General features: G+C 67.6%; 14 protein-coding genes. 10 read left to right on the forward strand and 4 right to left on the reverse strand.

Translation table 11 applies throughout. The features are described 5' to 3' along the window. The first annotated feature begins 548 nt into the window (after positions 1-548). Positions 549-905 (forward strand): arsenate reductase (glutaredoxin), encoded by a 357-nt coding sequence (gene arsC / locus WS89_RS18905; protein WP_059793019.1) that lies wholly within the window; start codon positions 549-551, stop codon positions 903-905. A 131-nt stretch (positions 906-1,036) separates the two neighbouring features. On the opposite strand, the gene WS89_RS18910 is transcribed toward arsC, so the two are convergent. After that, a complete protein-coding gene (locus tag WS89_RS18910; RefSeq protein ID WP_059499606.1) occupies positions 1,037-1,252 on the reverse strand; it encodes a zf-HC2 domain-containing protein in 216 nt (71 codons plus the stop codon). Then, a complete protein-coding gene (locus tag WS89_RS18915; RefSeq protein ID WP_059792643.1) occupies positions 1,230-1,829 on the reverse strand; it encodes an RNA polymerase factor sigma-70 in 600 nt (199 codons plus the stop codon). The genes WS89_RS18910 and WS89_RS18915 overlap by 23 nt, the downstream gene beginning before the upstream one ends. 378 nt (positions 1,830-2,207) lie before the next feature. Between WS89_RS18915 and WS89_RS18920 the strand changes: the two genes are divergently transcribed. Next, positions 2,208-2,762 (forward strand): NADPH-dependent FMN reductase, encoded by a 555-nt coding sequence (locus tag WS89_RS18920; protein WP_059499604.1) that lies wholly within the window; start codon positions 2,208-2,210, stop codon positions 2,760-2,762. Between the two features lie 70 nt (positions 2,763-2,832). Here WS89_RS18920 and WS89_RS18925 read toward each other — a convergent pair whose 3' ends face one another. Continuing rightward, the gene (locus tag WS89_RS18925) at positions 2,833-5,082 is read right to left on the reverse strand and encodes a hybrid sensor histidine kinase/response regulator (protein ID WP_059792645.1); all 2,250 of its coding nucleotides are present in this window, start codon (positions 5,080-5,082) and stop codon (positions 2,833-2,835) included. Between the two features lie 472 nt (positions 5,083-5,554). On the opposite strand from WS89_RS18925, the gene WS89_RS18930 reads away from it, so the two are divergent. The 3 genes from WS89_RS18930 to WS89_RS18940 are packed head-to-tail and all read left to right on the forward strand — an operon-like array spanning position 5,555 to position 7,477. Continuing rightward, on the forward strand, positions 5,555-5,923 hold the full coding sequence (locus WS89_RS18930; protein ID WP_011548759.1) for a response regulator: 369 nt from the start codon (positions 5,555-5,557) through the stop codon (positions 5,921-5,923). After that, entirely contained in the window at positions 5,916-6,542 is a 627-nt protein-coding gene (locus WS89_RS18935; RefSeq protein WP_034205817.1) for a chemotaxis protein CheC, read from the forward strand. Before WS89_RS18930 ends, WS89_RS18935 begins: the two co-directional genes overlap by 8 nt. Further along, positions 6,539-7,477 carry a GGDEF domain-containing protein gene (locus WS89_RS18940; protein WP_059499602.1) on the forward strand — a complete coding sequence of 313 codons (939 nt, stop codon included), beginning with the start codon at positions 6,539-6,541 and terminating at the stop codon, positions 7,475-7,477. Before WS89_RS18935 ends, WS89_RS18940 begins: the two co-directional genes overlap by 4 nt. Positions 7,478-7,496: 19 nt before the next feature. Here the strand turns inward: WS89_RS18940 and WS89_RS18945 are convergent, their stop codons facing one another. Further along, the gene (locus tag WS89_RS18945; protein WP_059499601.1) at positions 7,497-8,381 is read right to left on the reverse strand and encodes an alpha/beta fold hydrolase; all 885 of its coding nucleotides are present in this window, start codon (positions 8,379-8,381) and stop codon (positions 7,497-7,499) included. A gap of 191 nt (positions 8,382-8,572) precedes the next feature. Here WS89_RS18945 and WS89_RS18950 point away from each other — a divergent pair, with 191 nt between their 5' ends. The 5 genes from WS89_RS18950 (at position 8,573) to WS89_RS18970 (ending at position 13,975) form a co-directional block, all read left to right on the forward strand. Then, a complete protein-coding gene (locus WS89_RS18950; RefSeq protein ID WP_059499600.1) occupies positions 8,573-8,905 on the forward strand; it encodes a hypothetical protein in 333 nt (110 codons plus the stop codon). Between the two features lie 257 nt (positions 8,906-9,162). Next, positions 9,163-10,011 (forward strand): presqualene diphosphate synthase HpnD, encoded by an 849-nt coding sequence (gene hpnD / locus WS89_RS18955; RefSeq protein WP_059499632.1) that lies wholly within the window; start codon positions 9,163-9,165, stop codon positions 10,009-10,011. A 13-nt stretch (positions 10,012-10,024) separates the two neighbouring features. Further along, positions 10,025-11,278 carry a hydroxysqualene dehydroxylase HpnE gene (gene hpnE / locus WS89_RS18960; RefSeq protein WP_059792646.1) on the forward strand — a complete coding sequence of 418 codons (1,254 nt, stop codon included), beginning with the start codon at positions 10,025-10,027 and terminating at the stop codon, positions 11,276-11,278. Positions 11,279-11,290: 12 nt separating this feature from the next. After that, on the forward strand, positions 11,291-13,264 hold the full coding sequence (gene shc, locus WS89_RS18965; RefSeq protein WP_059499598.1) for a squalene--hopene cyclase: 1,974 nt from the start codon (positions 11,291-11,293) through the stop codon (positions 13,262-13,264). A 9-nt stretch (positions 13,265-13,273) separates the two neighbouring features. Further along, entirely contained in the window at positions 13,274-13,975 is a 702-nt protein-coding gene (locus tag WS89_RS18970; RefSeq protein ID WP_059499597.1) for a phosphorylase, read from the forward strand. Positions 13,976-14,064 lie beyond the last annotated feature (89 nt).

Consider the following 14,064-nt stretch of genomic DNA (forward strand, 5'->3'; position numbering starts at 1 on the left):
GAAAGACGCGCATCGAGGCAACGCCCTGTCGGGCCGCAGCGTTTATGCGCATAAACCCGACGCAACGAGGGCCTGTGATGAAGGGGCCGCTGGCAGGAATCTCGCCTGAGTCAGGCGCGCGACGATGTCGTGGCAGGACAGCATATAGATACGGCGATTGCCGGGCGCTCTAGCATCGACATGTGTCCAGACCCGGCGTCGCGAGTACCCCGCTCGACGATCACGGGCTTTATGCGCATAAACCAACCGCCTTGCCTCGTCATCATGCATGCGTTTCAAGGCAGCGCTCACGAAGCATTGACTGCGCTAACCGCGCTTCCTGATCCCGCGAAGCAGGCCGCCCCGAATTTATGCGCATAAACACAACCCCTTTTGAGCGTCTCCTAGGCGCCGGACACGCCCCTCTCCCGATCACCGCGCATCGCCAAACCGACCCGTCTCAGCGACCTGTCGAAAGGAAAGCCACCCTGATCTCGGTCGAACCACCCCACCGAGCTCCCCGATACAGACTGGCTACAATACAGGGCTCCACCATCCAGGCTTGAATGATGATCACGATCTACCACAACCCCCGATGCTCGAAGTCCCGCGAGACGCTGACGTTGGTCGAGTCGCTGAATACCGCCGACGCGCCGCTGAACGTCGTCGAGTACCTGAAGACGCCGCCGACGGTCGAGGAACTGGAAACGCTGCATCGGCAGCTCGGCCGTCCGGTTCACGACATGCTGCGCGACGGCGAGGAGCCGTACAAGACGTTGAACCTGGCTCGCGCGGATTTGACCGACGCCGAAGCCTACGCGGCGATCGTCGCTCATCCGATTTTGCTGCAACGCCCCATCGTCGTGTATCGAGGCAAGGCGGCTATCGGTCGCCCGCCCGAGTCGGTGAGGGCGCTGTTCGAATAATTCTTGGCCGGCGTATTTTTCTTATTGCATCAACGTGGCTCAGCCCAACCCGGCACACGCAACGGCAGTCCAGGCCGACGCGATCGCCGGGCAACCTGCTCGCCGCCGCCGGAACGATACGTCCCGGATGCCTAGCCTCCACCGGGCGATCCATCGTCGTCGTCCGGGCCTCGCCCCGCCGCCGCTTTCGCAGCCGTCCGCAGCAGCGCGATCTGTTCGCGATAGGCGCGGCATCCGCTGCAGGTCGGCAAATGCACGCGCACCTGCAGGCGCTCGTGCAGCGTCAGATGCCGGTCGAGCGCATCCGACAGCAGTCGTGTCACGTCAGTACATTTCCCCGGCAGCATCTTCGGTCGTCATTCCTTTTTCGCTCAGGCAGGTTCGCAGGCGCGTACGCGCCCGGTACAGCAGCACGCTGCAGTGATTCGTCGTCAACGTCAACTCGCTGCAGATGTCTGCGATCTCGACGTCGAGAAATTCGCGCATCATGAACACGCGTCCGATCTGCTCGGGCAGATGGTCGAGGCAGACCTGGAACAGCGTCCAGAACTGCTGTTGCTGCAACAGCGTTTCGGGCTTCGGCCACGGTCGCGGTTTCGCATGCGCGGCCCAGTGTCCGTTGTCCTTGAACAGTTCGCGATCGAGTACGGATTCGCCGTCGAGCTCCGCATCGAGCGCGCTCAGGCTCACCATCCGCTGCCGTGCGCGCAGCACGTCGATCAGCTTGTTGCGCAGGATGCCGAATACCCAGGTCTTGTGGGCCGACAGCCCGGCGAAATCGCCGGCATGCGACCACGCGGCGGCCAGCGCTTCCTGCACGGCGTCTTCGGCCGCGTCGGCATCGCGGAGCTGGAGTCGTGCGAAGCGCAGCAGGTCGCGCCGCAGCTGCGCGAGATAGATGGGGTCGTCGTGTGCGGACGGCATGTCTGGTTGGCAGTGTCTCGAAGCGAATCGCGCGAGCGTCGCGCAGCGGGCGCGTCGCGGTGCGAGCAGCTTACTGGGCGCGGTGCCGGCCTGCAACGCAATGTTCCGTCACGAATTCACGAAACCGGCCGCCGCGCTGCGCTATGCTTGCCGAACCTTGTCGCGCGTTGTCGCGCGCGTCGACGTTGGCGCGCGGCGGCAATCTGTAACGTCGGAACATAACGGTCGAGTTATCCACAATTTCTGTGGAAAACCTTGTGGAAAGTCGGCCGGACGGCCCCGTGGGACGGCTCGCGGGCTGGCTTGCCTATAAACAGACCTTTGTCGCCCGTTCGGAAGCAATCGATCCGATTCCTCACTCACCGGAAGGAGAATGCCATGTCCTATCGTATTGCGGTCGTCGTCGGCAGCCTGCGCAGCGCTTCGACGAACCGCGCGCTCGCGCACGCCGTGATCTCGCTCGCCCCCGCCGATTTTTCGTTCGAGTTCGTCGAGATCGGCGAACTGCCGCTGTACAGCCAGGACTACGACGCGGATTTCCCCGAAGTCGCGAAACGCTTCAAGCAATCGATCGAAGCCGCCGACGCGCTGCTGTTCGTCACGCCCGAATACAACCGGTCGATTCCGGGCGTGCTGAAGAATGCGCTCGACTGGGGCTCGCGCCCGTGGGGTTCCAACTCGTGGTCGGGCAAGCCGGGCGCGGTGCTCGGCACGTCGCCGGGCGCAGTCGGTACCGCGCTCGCGCAGCAGCACCTGCGCAACGTGCTCGCGTACCTCGACGTGAAGACGCTCGGTCAGCCCGAGATGTTCATCAAGCACGATCCGGCGCGCATCGACGACCAGGGGCAGATCGTCAGCGAGGACACCCGCAAGTTCCTGCAGGGCTTCGTCGATCGCTATGCGGGCTGGGTGCGCCTGCTGAAATCGGCCTGACGTCGTCGGGCCGATCGATGCGCCCGTTCACGCCGTCGCGTCGGCGCCGGCGCCGGCCGCACGCGGCCGGTCACGCGCCGGTGTGTCGTGCGTCGCGCGCTTCGCGGATGCCCAGCAGGATCTCGTCGAGCAGCGCGATGTCGAACGGCTTCGACAGCACGCGGACGTTGACGGTACGCGTACGGTCGAGCTCCTCCGCGTAACCCGTGACGAGAATCACGGGCAGCTTCCCCGGCCGTTTTTCGACCGCTTCGGCGAGGTCGATACCGTTCAGGCGGCCCGGCATGTGGATGTCCGAAATCACGAGATCGAACGCGTCGTTCGCCGCGGCGCCTTCGATCAGGCGCAACGCGTCGTCGGCGGTGGGCGCATAGGTCACGCGATGACCGAGCAGCGACAGCAGCGCTTCCGTGCCGGCCGCGACTTCGCCGTTGTCCTCGACGAGCAGCACGTGCAAGCCCGCGAGTGCCCCGCTGCCCGCGTCGTGCGCGCCGGCCGCCGGCCGGGCGACGACGTCCTCGGCGCGCGCGCGCGGCAGGTACAGACGCACCGACGTACCCGCGCCCACCGCGCTGTCGATCGTCGCGAGGCCGCCCGAGCGTTCGCAGAACGCGAATACCTGCGGCAGGCCGAGCCCCGTCCCCATCCCCTGCGGCTTCGTCGTGAACAGCGGTTCGAATGCGCGGGCGAGCACGTCGGGCGCCATGCCCGAACCCGTGTCGTCGAGCGAGATCTGCACGAAATCGCCGGTCAGCGGAAAGCCGTCCTCGCGGCGCAGCGTGACGTTGCGCGCGCCGACCGTGAAGCGGCCGCCCGTCGCCATCGCATCGCGCGCGTTGACCGCGAGGTTGATCACCGCGAGCTCGAGCTCCGCGACATCGACGCGGATCGGCCAGACGCCCGGCTCGATCGCGACGACCAGCGACGACTTCGATCCGAGCGACGTCTTCAGCAGTTCGCGGCACGTGCCGAGCCATTGCCCGACGTCGATCGTCTCGTTGTGCAGCGGCTGCTTGCGTGCGACGCCGAGCAACTGGCGCGTGAGCGACTGCCCGTTCTTCAGTGCGCGTTCGATCGCGTCGAGCTCCTTGTCGAGATGCTGCACGCCTCGCCGCCGCGCGATCTGCACGTTGCTCGAGATGATCATCAGCAGATTGTTGAAGTCGTGCGCGACGCTGCCGACGAGATTGCCGAGCGCCTGCATCTTGCGCGACTGCCGGTAGGCCGATTCGATCGAGCGCCGCATCGACGCTTCGGCCTGCCAGCGATCCCATGCTTGCTCTTCGGCCTTCAGCCGCTTGAGCGATAGCCAGATCACGGACCACAGCGCGACCGACGGCGCGAACATCGAGATGAACAGCACGCTCAGGTGTTCGTACCATTCATGCCAGATCGCCGACGTGCGGTACGCACAGCTCACGTAGACGGGATAGCTGCCGACCTGGCGATACGCGACGATCTCGCTGCTCGTGCCGTCGTGGCGCACGCGCACGACACCCGCGCGCGGATCGTTGTGCGGATTGCCGAACGTGACCGAGCGATCGGTGTGCGCAAGCGACGGCGGCGGCGGATACGACGCGATCACCGCGCCGTCGGAGCGCGCGAGCGCCATCGTCATCGGCGTGCTCGCGCCGCCGAGCAGGTCGCGGTAGAACGCGTTGAAATACGACGACTTCAGCGCGATCGACACCATGCCGGCGAACGAGCCGTCGCTATGGCGTCGCGCGACGCCCGTGTTGAACACGGGAATGTTCTCGAGCTTGAGCGGCCCCATCATCAGCCGCGAGATGTGTTCGATGACCTTGCCGTCGCGGATGCCGGCGAAGTCGTCGCGATTCACGATCGACGCATACGGCGCCGGATAGTAGAGGCTGTTGGCGAGCAGCATTCCGCTCGCGCCGAAGATCGACACGGCCGCCACCTGCGGATAGCCGCCGCCGATCGTGTTCAGCGCTTCGTGGATGTCGGATTCCTTGCTGCGCACGGTCGCGTCGTCCATGTCCTGCACGAGGTCGACGATGCGCGCATCGAGCGTTTCGCTCAGGTCGAACACCTTGAGCGCATGCTCCTCGGCGACGCGCACCGTGCGCATCGTCACGTCGCTCGCGGCGGCCTCGCGCGCCTTCAGGTCGTTGTACGCCATCACCACCACGTAGATGCACGGCAGCACGATGGCCGCGACGAGCAGCACGATCAGCGTCACGCGGCGCACCGCGAAATCGTGCTCGGGTGCGCCGGACGCGTAGCTGCCGTCGTCCTGCCAGTCGTCGGCGGGCGGGGGGGCGGAAGCTTGGGAGGCGGCAGGCCGTTCGGACGTCATCGAGGAAAGGGGGTGAAGCAGAGGTGCCTGCCATCATAAACGAGTTGCGGTGGCCCGCCGTGCGGCGCCGTACGCATGCGATCCGTCGAATCCGCCCGCCGGAAACCGTCAGATTGAAAACGCGACGAATCCGGCAGCGCAAACGTACACAAGGAAAAATTTTGCGTGCTTATCTCGAAAATGGTCGCAGCTGTTTTCGGAATGGCGCGCGATCGGATCGATTCTGTTCGAAATGGTGAAAATGGCGAGTTGCATCGCCTCCGGTTTACTCCGAGAATCGCGCCTTGCTTTCCCCTATGACAGATACATGCGCCCGCCGGCGATTGCCGCGCGGTGCGTCGCGCGCACCTGCGTCGCGGCGCCCGTGCGCGGCTGCGAGGCGGTTGCCCCGCGCCCGAAACGCATGGCACTCAAGAAATGCGCCGCGCGGTCGTTAACGCGAGAGAGACCATTCCGTATACCGCATCGCCCCATGCCTTTGCCGATTGTAATTGCCGACGATTCGCTGCTCGCTCGCAAACTTCTGACAAAGGCGCTGCCGGGAGATTGGGACGTTGACGTCGCGTATGCAGCGAATGGTCGCGAGGCCTTGGCGCTCTATCGTGACGGCAAAGCTTCCGTGATGTTTCTGGACCTGACGATGCCCGACATGAGCGGATATCAGGTCCTGGAAACACTGCGCCACGAAGATCTGAACACGTTCGTGATCGTGGTATCCGCCGATATCCAGCCGCAGGCGCAAGCACGCGTGCGTGAATTGGGCGCGATCGCATTCGTTGCCAAACCCGTGACGTCGGAGGCATTGCTGCCCATTCTCAAGGAGTATGGGTTGTATGCCTGAATCGGTGTTCACGGCGGAGCAACGCGACGCGTTGCAGGAAATCGCCAACCTTGCAATGGGCCGCGCCGCCGCGCGGCTTGCGTTGCTGCTCGGGCACTTCATCGAGCTGTCGGTGCCGCGCGTGCGCGTCGTGAAAGCGGCCGACGCGGGCGCCGCGCTGCGCGAGATGACGGGCATTCACGACAACGTGACCGCGGTGCGCCAGGGCTTCCGTTCCGACATCAAGGGCGAGGCGATCGTGCTGTGCCGCACGGCGGGCGTCGCGCGGCTCATGTCGGTCGTCGACCGCACGTTCGGCGACGGCGTGTACGGCGGGATGGCGACGCCGGACGAGCTCGTGTTCGACGTCGCGAACGTGCTGATGGGCGCCTGCGTCGCGTCGATCCTCGACGAACTCGGCCGTAAGCCGGTGTTCTTTCCGCCGGGGCTGCTCGGCGCGAACGTGTCGTTCGACGACGTCTTCCAGCCGAACGAGCTGGGGTGGAGCGTCGCGCTGCTGCTCGAGGTGAACTTCGGGCTCGAGGATCACACGTTCCGCGCGCATTTCGTGATGTTGATGGCCGAGGATTCGATCCGGCTGATGGGCGACGCGCTCGACGCGTTGCTGTCCGCGCTATGACGGCCGCCGCCCCGTCGCTGAGCGACCTCGTGATCGAGCGGGTCGGCTTCGGCCTGTTCGTGCTCGACCGTTCGATGACCGTCCTGATGTGGAATCGCTTCATGCAGGACCACAGCGGCATCCCGGCCGCCGACGTGATCGGCCGCAACCTGTTCGACTGCTTTCCGGACCTGCCGCGCGCGTGGCTGTCGCGCAAGCTCGAGAGCGTGTTTCAGCTCGGCAGCTTCGCCTTCAGCTCGTGGGAGCAGCGGCCCTACCTGTTCCGCTTCGAGCACGACCGGCCGATCACGGGCGGCGTCGACTACATGCAGCAGGACTGCACGTTCATGCCGCTCACGCGCGGCCGTGACGTCGAAGCCGTGTGCGTGACGATCTCGGACGTCACGCACGTGAGCGTGATGCAAAGAGAGCGCGAGGAAGCGGTCGCGAAGCTGCGCGAACACGCGAATCGCGACGGGCTGACCGGCATCGCGAACCGGCGCTTCTTCGAGGCGCGGCTCGGCGACGAATTCTTGCGCTGGCAGCGCTACGGCGGCGATCTGTCGGTGCTGCTGTTCGATCTCGACCACTTCAAGACGATCAACGACCGCTTCGGGCATGCGGCGGGCGACGCCGTGCTGCGCGAGACGGCGCGCCGGGTCGCGTCGATCGTACGCGCGCAGGATACGTTCGGCCGTTTCGGCGGCGAGGAATTCGCGCTGCTGCTGCCGTGCACGAATCTCGACGAGGCGATGCGGGTGGCCGACAAGGTGCGCGAGGCGATCGGCAGCATGCCGGTCGATGCCGAGGGCGTCGGCGTGCCGGTCACGGCGAGCGTCGGCGCCGCGTGCGCGAAAGCCGGCGCGTTGAGCTGCGACGTGCTCGTCAACGAGGCAGACGCCGCGCTCTATCGTGCGAAGCGGCTCGGGCGCGATCGGTCGGTCGCGTACGCCTGACCGGCCGCGCCCGTTCCGCTCAGCTTTTCGCGATGTCGGCGAGCACGCCGGCCAGCACGGCCGGCTGCGACACGAACGGCGAATGACTGCTGTCGAGCTGGTGCACGTGGGTCGGATTGCCGGGCGCGAACGCGTCGGCTTCGTCGATGAAGCGCTGCTGCAGCGCGGGCAGGATCACGCGATCCTGCAGGCACTTGATGTAGTGGCGGTCGATCGCGCCCCAGCGTGCGGCGGTGGTCGGGATCGCGGTTGCGAACGGCGTGGCCGGCACGTCGCAGCTCATCAGGTTCGTGACCGCGTCGAAGTCGGCCTGCGGCGCGTCGTCGTACAGCGCGCGCTGCATCGATTCGCGATACGCGGCGTCGCCGCTGTGCGGATCGATGCGCAGTGCACCGGCCACGCGCGGGCTCGCGAGCATCAGCGGGCCGAGCAACTCGCCCTTGTTTTCCGGCGCGCGCACGTAGTCGAGGCCCGGCACGCCCGACGCGGGCATGAAGGCCGCGAGATAGACGAGCTTCGCAATCTTCTCCGGCGCGCGTTCGGCGGCCGCCGTGATCGCGAGGCCGCCCATGCTGTGCCCGACCAGCACGACCTTGCCGCGGCCGAGCGCATACGCGTCGTCGACGGCCTGCATCACCTGCGTCGCGTAGTCGTCGAGCGTCGTGTTCGCGACCGGCGACGGCTCGGCGCCGAACGCGTCCTTGTCGAGCGGCCGTGGGAGATACGACGCGGGAAAGCGGGCATGGATGCCGTGCGCGGGCAGGTCACGCGCGATCGACAGGTAGCCGCGCGCGGCGAGCGCGGCCGCCACGTGGGCGTAGCACCACGCGCCATGCCACGCGCCGTGCACCAGCACGAAAACGGGGGGATCGGACTGCGGGGTGGCGGTGTCGTTCGTCTCCATGGTGTCCGTATTTTTTCGAGAAAGGTGTCATCTTAGACGAACCCGCCGGCATCGAGACGCGATCGCGCGCCCGCGTTTCTCGACCGGCAACGAACCGTCCCGTTGTGTCGCGCAGGCGACATTTCGTCCTGATCCGATTTGAATTTGTGCCGAAGCGCGCTAATTTGTTGCTTTACCTGCGATTGCGCCCCATGAACGTCGACTATCTCTTCTACCGGAAGCCGAACAAACCCGGCCCCTATTCGCTCGACGATCTGGGCGACGTCGCGCCGCCGATCGGCCCGGGCGACCTGGTGCGCGCGGGCATCGCGCGCGTGTTCGAACAGATCGACTGGCAGGAATCGCCCGACGTGCCGGGCGCGTGGTTCGGTACGGGCGGCGCGGTTTTCCAGTTCACCGTCGAGCCCGACGGGCGCGTGACGAGCTTCATGGGCTCGCGCCTCGAGCGCCGCTCGATGCTCCAGCTCACGCGCGAAATGGGGCTCATCGCGCTCGATCTGCAGCGCGACATCGTTTACGGCTGACGCGCCGCGCGGCGTCGATTCGCCGAAGCGGGCCGCACGGGCGCCCAGACGGCGCCCGACACCCGCCACACGTGGCGCGCGTCCGCCATCGAACTTCAAAGATTGCTATACTTTCGGCCAATTCCGGCTTCCGGCCGGTAATTTGTGCCTGTCTGCGTCGATCGTTCGCATATCTCGCACGCATTTGACGCCCTGACCATCCCAGCCGGGCATGGCTTCTTCAATCGCCCCGCGTGGGTGTCTCCGTGGAGCTCGTCTTGGCCGTTTCCCATTCCGTCGTGGACGAACAAGAAACCGACGCCGCTGCCGTCACATCGGGCAGCTCCTTCTATCTGGCGATGCGCATCCTGCCGGCCGTGCAGCGCGATGCGATGTTCCAGGTCTACGCGTTTTGCCGCGCGGTCGACGACATCGCCGACAGCGACCTGCCGCGCGCCGAGCGCAACGCGGGCCTCGATCGCTGGCGCGCGGACATCGACGCATGCTTCGCCGGCCGCCCGCCGCGCCACCTGGCCGCGCTCGATCGCGAGATCCGCGCGTTCAACCTGCAGCGCGCCGATTTCCACGCGATGATCGACGGAATGGCGATGGACGCGGAGCAAGACATCTGCGCGCCCGACGAGCCGACGCTCGACCTCTTCTGCGATCGCGTGGCGAGCGCGGCCGGCCGGCTGTCGGTGCGCATTTTCGGGATGCCGGAAGCCGAAGGGATCGCGCTGTCGCACCACCTCGGCCGCGCGCTGCAACTGACGAACATCCTGCGCGACATCGACGACGACGCGGCGATCAACCGGTGCTACCTGCCGCGCGAACTGCTCGCGCGCGAAGGCATCGCGATCACGGATCCGGCGACGATCGTGCGCGATCCGGCGCTGCCGCGGGTGTGCGCGACGCTCGTCGAGCGCGCGCTCGAGCACTTCCGTCAGGCCGACGCGGTGATGGACACCTGCCCGCGTGCGCAGGTGAAGGCGCCGCGCATCATGTCGGGTGCCTATCGCTGCATTCTCGATGCCGCGATCGCACGCGGCTTTGCCGCGCCGCGCGCGCCGCTGCGCAAGCCGAAGGCGCGCATGCTGATGATCGCCGCGCGCTACGCGCTGTTCTGAGTCGACCGACGCGATGCCCAGAACCGTCCACGTGATCGGCGCAGGACTCGCGGGCCTGTCGGCCGCGGTCGAGCTGCAACGTCGCGGGCGGCGCATCGTGCTGCACGACGCGCACGCACACGCGGGCGGCCGCTGCCGCTCGTGGTTCGACGGGGCGCTGAACACGACGCTCGACAGCGGGCTGCACACGGTTTTCGCGGGACAGCCCGCGACGCAGCGCTACCTGCGCGCGATCGGCGCGGCCGATCAGCTCGCGGGGCCCGCGCTGGCTGAATTCCCGGTCATGGACATCGCGTCGCAGCAGCGCTGGACGCTGCGTTTCGGCAACGGCCGCTGGCCGTCGTGGCTGTTCGATGCCGCGTCGCGCGCGCCGGGCACGACGCCGCTCGACTACCTCGCGCTCGCCCCGCTCGCGTTCGCGCGCACGGGCCGCTCGCTCGCGCAGACGATGCGATGCGACGGCGTGCTGTGGGATCGCTGGCTGCGGCCGTTTTTCCTCGGGGTGCTGAATATCGAGCCGCGCCACGCGAGCGCCGAGCTCGCGCGCGCCGCGCTGTGCGGCACGTTTGCGGCGGGCGGGCCCGGCTGCCGTCCGCTCGTCGCGCGTCGCGGGCTCGGCAGCGCGTTCGTCGAACCGGCGCTGCGGATGCTGCAGCACGGCGGTGCACAGATTCGCCTGAATTCGCGGCTCGACGCGTTCGAATTCGGCGCGTACGGCAATGCGGTGGATGCGGTGTCGGTCGGCGGCGAGCGCATCGATCTCGCGCCGGGCGACGCGGTCGTGCTGGCCGTGCCGCCCGAAGTCGCGCAGCCGCTCGTGCCCGAACTCGCCGCGCCCGACACGTTCAGCGCGGTCGTGACCGCGTATTTCGCGGTCGAGAAGCCGGCCGGCGATCCGCTGCAGACGACCGTCGTCAACGGTGTCGTCGATGCGGTGCGGACCGGCGACGGCCTGCTCGCGGCGACGATCCGCGATGCGGGCCGCTGGCTCGACATGCCGCGCGACACACTCGCGCGGCGCATTTGGGAAGACGTCGCGCGCGTGAGCGGCGCGAACCCGGAAACCATCCCCGCGTGGCAGCTCGTCGTCGAGCCGCGCGCGGGCTTTGCGGCGGTGCCGTCGCAGGAAATGAAACGTCCGGCCGTGCGTACGCGCTGGACCAATCTTGTACTCGCGGGCGACTGGATTGCCACCGGCTTGCCCGCCACGATCGAGGGCGCGATCCGCTCCGGCCAGCTGGCCGCGGACGTGCTCCAGACGCAATAAACAGAGGGACCGATGAACGATCTCACCGAAATGGCTACCTTGTCCGCCGGCGCCGTGCCGGCCGGCGTCGACGCGGCTGTCGCGCGTGCGACCGACGCGCTGCTGGCCGCGCAGCAACCGGACGGGCACTGGGTCTACGAACTCGAAGCCGATTCGACGATTCCCGCCGAATACGTGCTGCTCGTCCACTATCTTGGCGAGACGCCGAACCTCGAGCTCGAACGGAAGATCGGCAAATATCTGCGCCGCATCCAGCAGGCCGACGGCGGCTGGCCGCTGTTCACCGATGGCGCGCCGAACATCAGCGCGAGCGTGAAGGCGTATTTCGCGCTGAAGGTGATCGGCGACGACGAGAACGCCGAGCACATGCAGCGCGCGCGCAAGGCGATCCATGCGATGGGCGGCGCCGAGATGTCGAACGTGTTCACGCGCATCCAGCTCGCGCTGTACGGGGCGATTCCGTGGCGCGCGGTGCCGATGATGCCGGTCGAGATCATGCTGCTGCCGCAGTGGTTCCCGTTCCACCTGTCGAAGGTGTCGTACTGGGCGCGCACCGTGATCGTGCCGCTGCTGGTGCTGAACGCGAAGCGTCCGCTCGCGAAGAACCCGCGCGGCGTGCGCATCGACGAGCTGTTCATCGATCCGCCCGTCAACGCCGGGCTGCTGCCGCGCCAGGGGCACCAGAGCGCCGGCTGGTTCGCGTTCTTCCGCGTGGTCGACCATGCGCTGCGCGCGGTCGACGGCCTGTTCCCGAGCTATACGCGCGAACGCGCGATCCGTCAGGCCGTGTCGTTCGTCGACGAGCGCCTGAACGGCGAGGATGGCCTCGGCGCGATCTATCCGGCGATGGCCAACGCGGTGATGATGTACGACGTGCTCGGCTATGCGGAAGACCATCCGAACCGCGCGCTCGCGCGCAAGTCGGTCGAGAAGCTGCTCGTCGTGCACGACGACGAAGCGTATTGCCAGCCGTGCCTGTCGCCGGTATGGGACACGTCGCTCGCCGCGCATGCGCTGCTCGAAACCGGCGATGCGCGTGCGCAGGAAGCCGTGCTGCGCGGCCTCGAATGGCTGCGCCCGCTGCAGATCCTCGACGTGCGCGGCGACTGGATCTCGCGCCGCCCGAACGTTCGGCCCGGCGGCTGGGCGTTCCAGTACGCGAACGCGTACTACCCGGACGTCGACGATACGGCCGTGGTGGTGATGGCGATGGACCGCGCGCAGAAGCTCACGCAGTCGGACACGTATCGCGAATCGATGGCGCGTGCGCGCGAATGGGTCGTCGGCATGCAGAGCAGCGACGGCGGCTGGGGCGCGTTCGAACCGGAAAACACGCAGTACTACCTGAACAACATCCCGTTTTCCGATCACGGCGCGCTGCTCGATCCGCCGACGGCCGACGTATCGGGCCGCTGCCTGTCGATGCTGTCGCAGCTCGGCGAGACGCCGCTGAACAGCGAGCCGGCCCGCCGCGCGCTCGATTACATGCTGAAGGAACAGGAGCCGGACGGCAGCTGGTACGGCCGCTGGGGGATGAACTACGTGTACGGCACGTGGACCGCGCTGTGCTCGCTGAACGCGGCCGGCCTGACGCCGGACGATCCGCGCATGAAGCGCGCTGCGCAGTGGCTGCTGTCGATCCAGAACAAGGACGGCGGCTGGGGCGAGGACGGCGACAGCTACAAACTGAACTACCGCGGATTCGAACAGGCACCGAGCACGGCGTCGCAGACGGCGTGGGCGCTGCTCGGCCTGATGGCGGCCGGCGAAGTGAACAATCCGGCCGTCGCGCGCGGCATCGACTACCTGGTCGCCCGGCAGAACGAAGAAGGCTTGTGGGACGAGACGCGCTTCACCGCGACCGGCTTCCCGCGCGTGTTCTACCTGCGCTACCACGGCTATCGCAAGTTCTTCCCGCTGTGGGCGCTCGCGCGCTACCGCAACCTGAAGCGCGCGAACGAGACGCGCGTCACGGTCGGGATGTAACGCGTGGGCATGTCACGGCACAACGGCGCATTGCCCGTCATCGCGGTGACGGGGATGGCGTTCGAGGCGCGCATCGCGCGCGGCCACGGCGTCGAGGCCGTGTTCGCCGCGCGGGCCGACCGGCTCGAGCGCGCATTGACCGATGCGACCGCGCACGGTTGCGCGGGCATCGTCAGCTTCGGCACGGCGGGCGGCCTCGCGCCGGATCTGGCGCCGGGCGCGCTCGTGATCGCGAGCGCGATCGACGGGCCGTTCGGCCGCGTGGAGACCGATGCGGGCTGGAGCACGCGGCTCGTCGCCGCGCTGCACGACACGCCGTTGTGGGCGCGGGTCGCGCGCGGCACGGTCGCGGCCGTCGGGGCGCCGGTCGTCGGCGAACAGGACAAGGCGTCGCTGCATCGCGCGAAAGGCGCGCTGGCCGTCGACATGGAGTCGCACATCGCCGCCGCGTTCGCGGCCGCGCGCGGCGTGCCGTTCGCGGTGTGTCGCGCGATCGTCGATCCGGCGTGGCGCACGCTGCCGCGTGCGGCAACGGCCGGCCTGCGCGACGACGGCAGCACGGCGATCCTGCCGATCCTGCGCGAATTGCTGAAGCAGCCGTCGCAGCTCGGCCCGCTGCTGCAGGTCGCCAGCGACGCGCGCGCGGCGCGCACGACCCTGATCCAGGCGCGGCACGCGTTCGAGCGGGCGGGCGCGATGCGGATCGTCTGAGCGGCACGCACCGCCGCCGTCTTCCCCCGCTTTCCGGTCCGCCGTTTCGCGCGGACAAAAAAAGAGCGCTGCACACATGCAGCGCTCTT

It is taken from the genome of Burkholderia sp. MSMB1072 (genome assembly GCF_001524725.1).
GTDB lineage: Bacteria > Pseudomonadota > Gammaproteobacteria > Burkholderiales > Burkholderiaceae > Burkholderia.

Bases quoted from the DNA above. Each gene is read 5' to 3' on its own strand.
- WS89_RS18915 (WP_059792643.1), bottom strand. From the start codon at position 1,829: ATGCCGTCCGCACACGACGACCCCATCTATCTCGCGCAGCTGCGGCGC.
- shc (WP_059499598.1), top strand. From the start codon at position 11,291: ATGAACGATCTCACCGAAATGGCTACCTTGTCCGCCGGCGCCGTGCCG.
- arsC (WP_059793019.1), top strand. From the start codon at position 549: ATGATCACGATCTACCACAACCCCCGATGCTCGAAGTCCCGCGAGACG.
- WS89_RS18920 (WP_059499604.1), top strand. From the start codon at position 2,208: ATGTCCTATCGTATTGCGGTCGTCGTCGGCAGCCTGCGCAGCGCTTCG.
- WS89_RS18945 (WP_059499601.1), bottom strand. From the start codon at position 8,381: ATGGAGACGAACGACACCGCCACCCCGCAGTCCGATCCCCCCGTTTTC.
- WS89_RS18970 (WP_059499597.1), top strand. From the start codon at position 13,274: ATGTCACGGCACAACGGCGCATTGCCCGTCATCGCGGTGACGGGGATG.
- WS89_RS18940 (WP_059499602.1), top strand. From the start codon at position 6,539: ATGACGGCCGCCGCCCCGTCGCTGAGCGACCTCGTGATCGAGCGGGTC.
- WS89_RS18910 (WP_059499606.1), bottom strand. From the start codon at position 1,252: ATGCTGCCGGGGAAATGTACTGACGTGACACGACTGCTGTCGGATGCG.
- WS89_RS18930 (WP_011548759.1), top strand. From the start codon at position 5,555: ATGCCTTTGCCGATTGTAATTGCCGACGATTCGCTGCTCGCTCGCAAA.
- hpnE (WP_059792646.1), top strand. From the start codon at position 10,025: ATGCCCAGAACCGTCCACGTGATCGGCGCAGGACTCGCGGGCCTGTCG.
- WS89_RS18935 (WP_034205817.1), top strand. From the start codon at position 5,916: ATGCCTGAATCGGTGTTCACGGCGGAGCAACGCGACGCGTTGCAGGAA.
- WS89_RS18950 (WP_059499600.1), top strand. From the start codon at position 8,573: ATGAACGTCGACTATCTCTTCTACCGGAAGCCGAACAAACCCGGCCCC.
- WS89_RS18925 (WP_059792645.1), bottom strand. From the start codon at position 5,082: ATGACGTCCGAACGGCCTGCCGCCTCCCAAGCTTCCGCCCCCCCGCCC.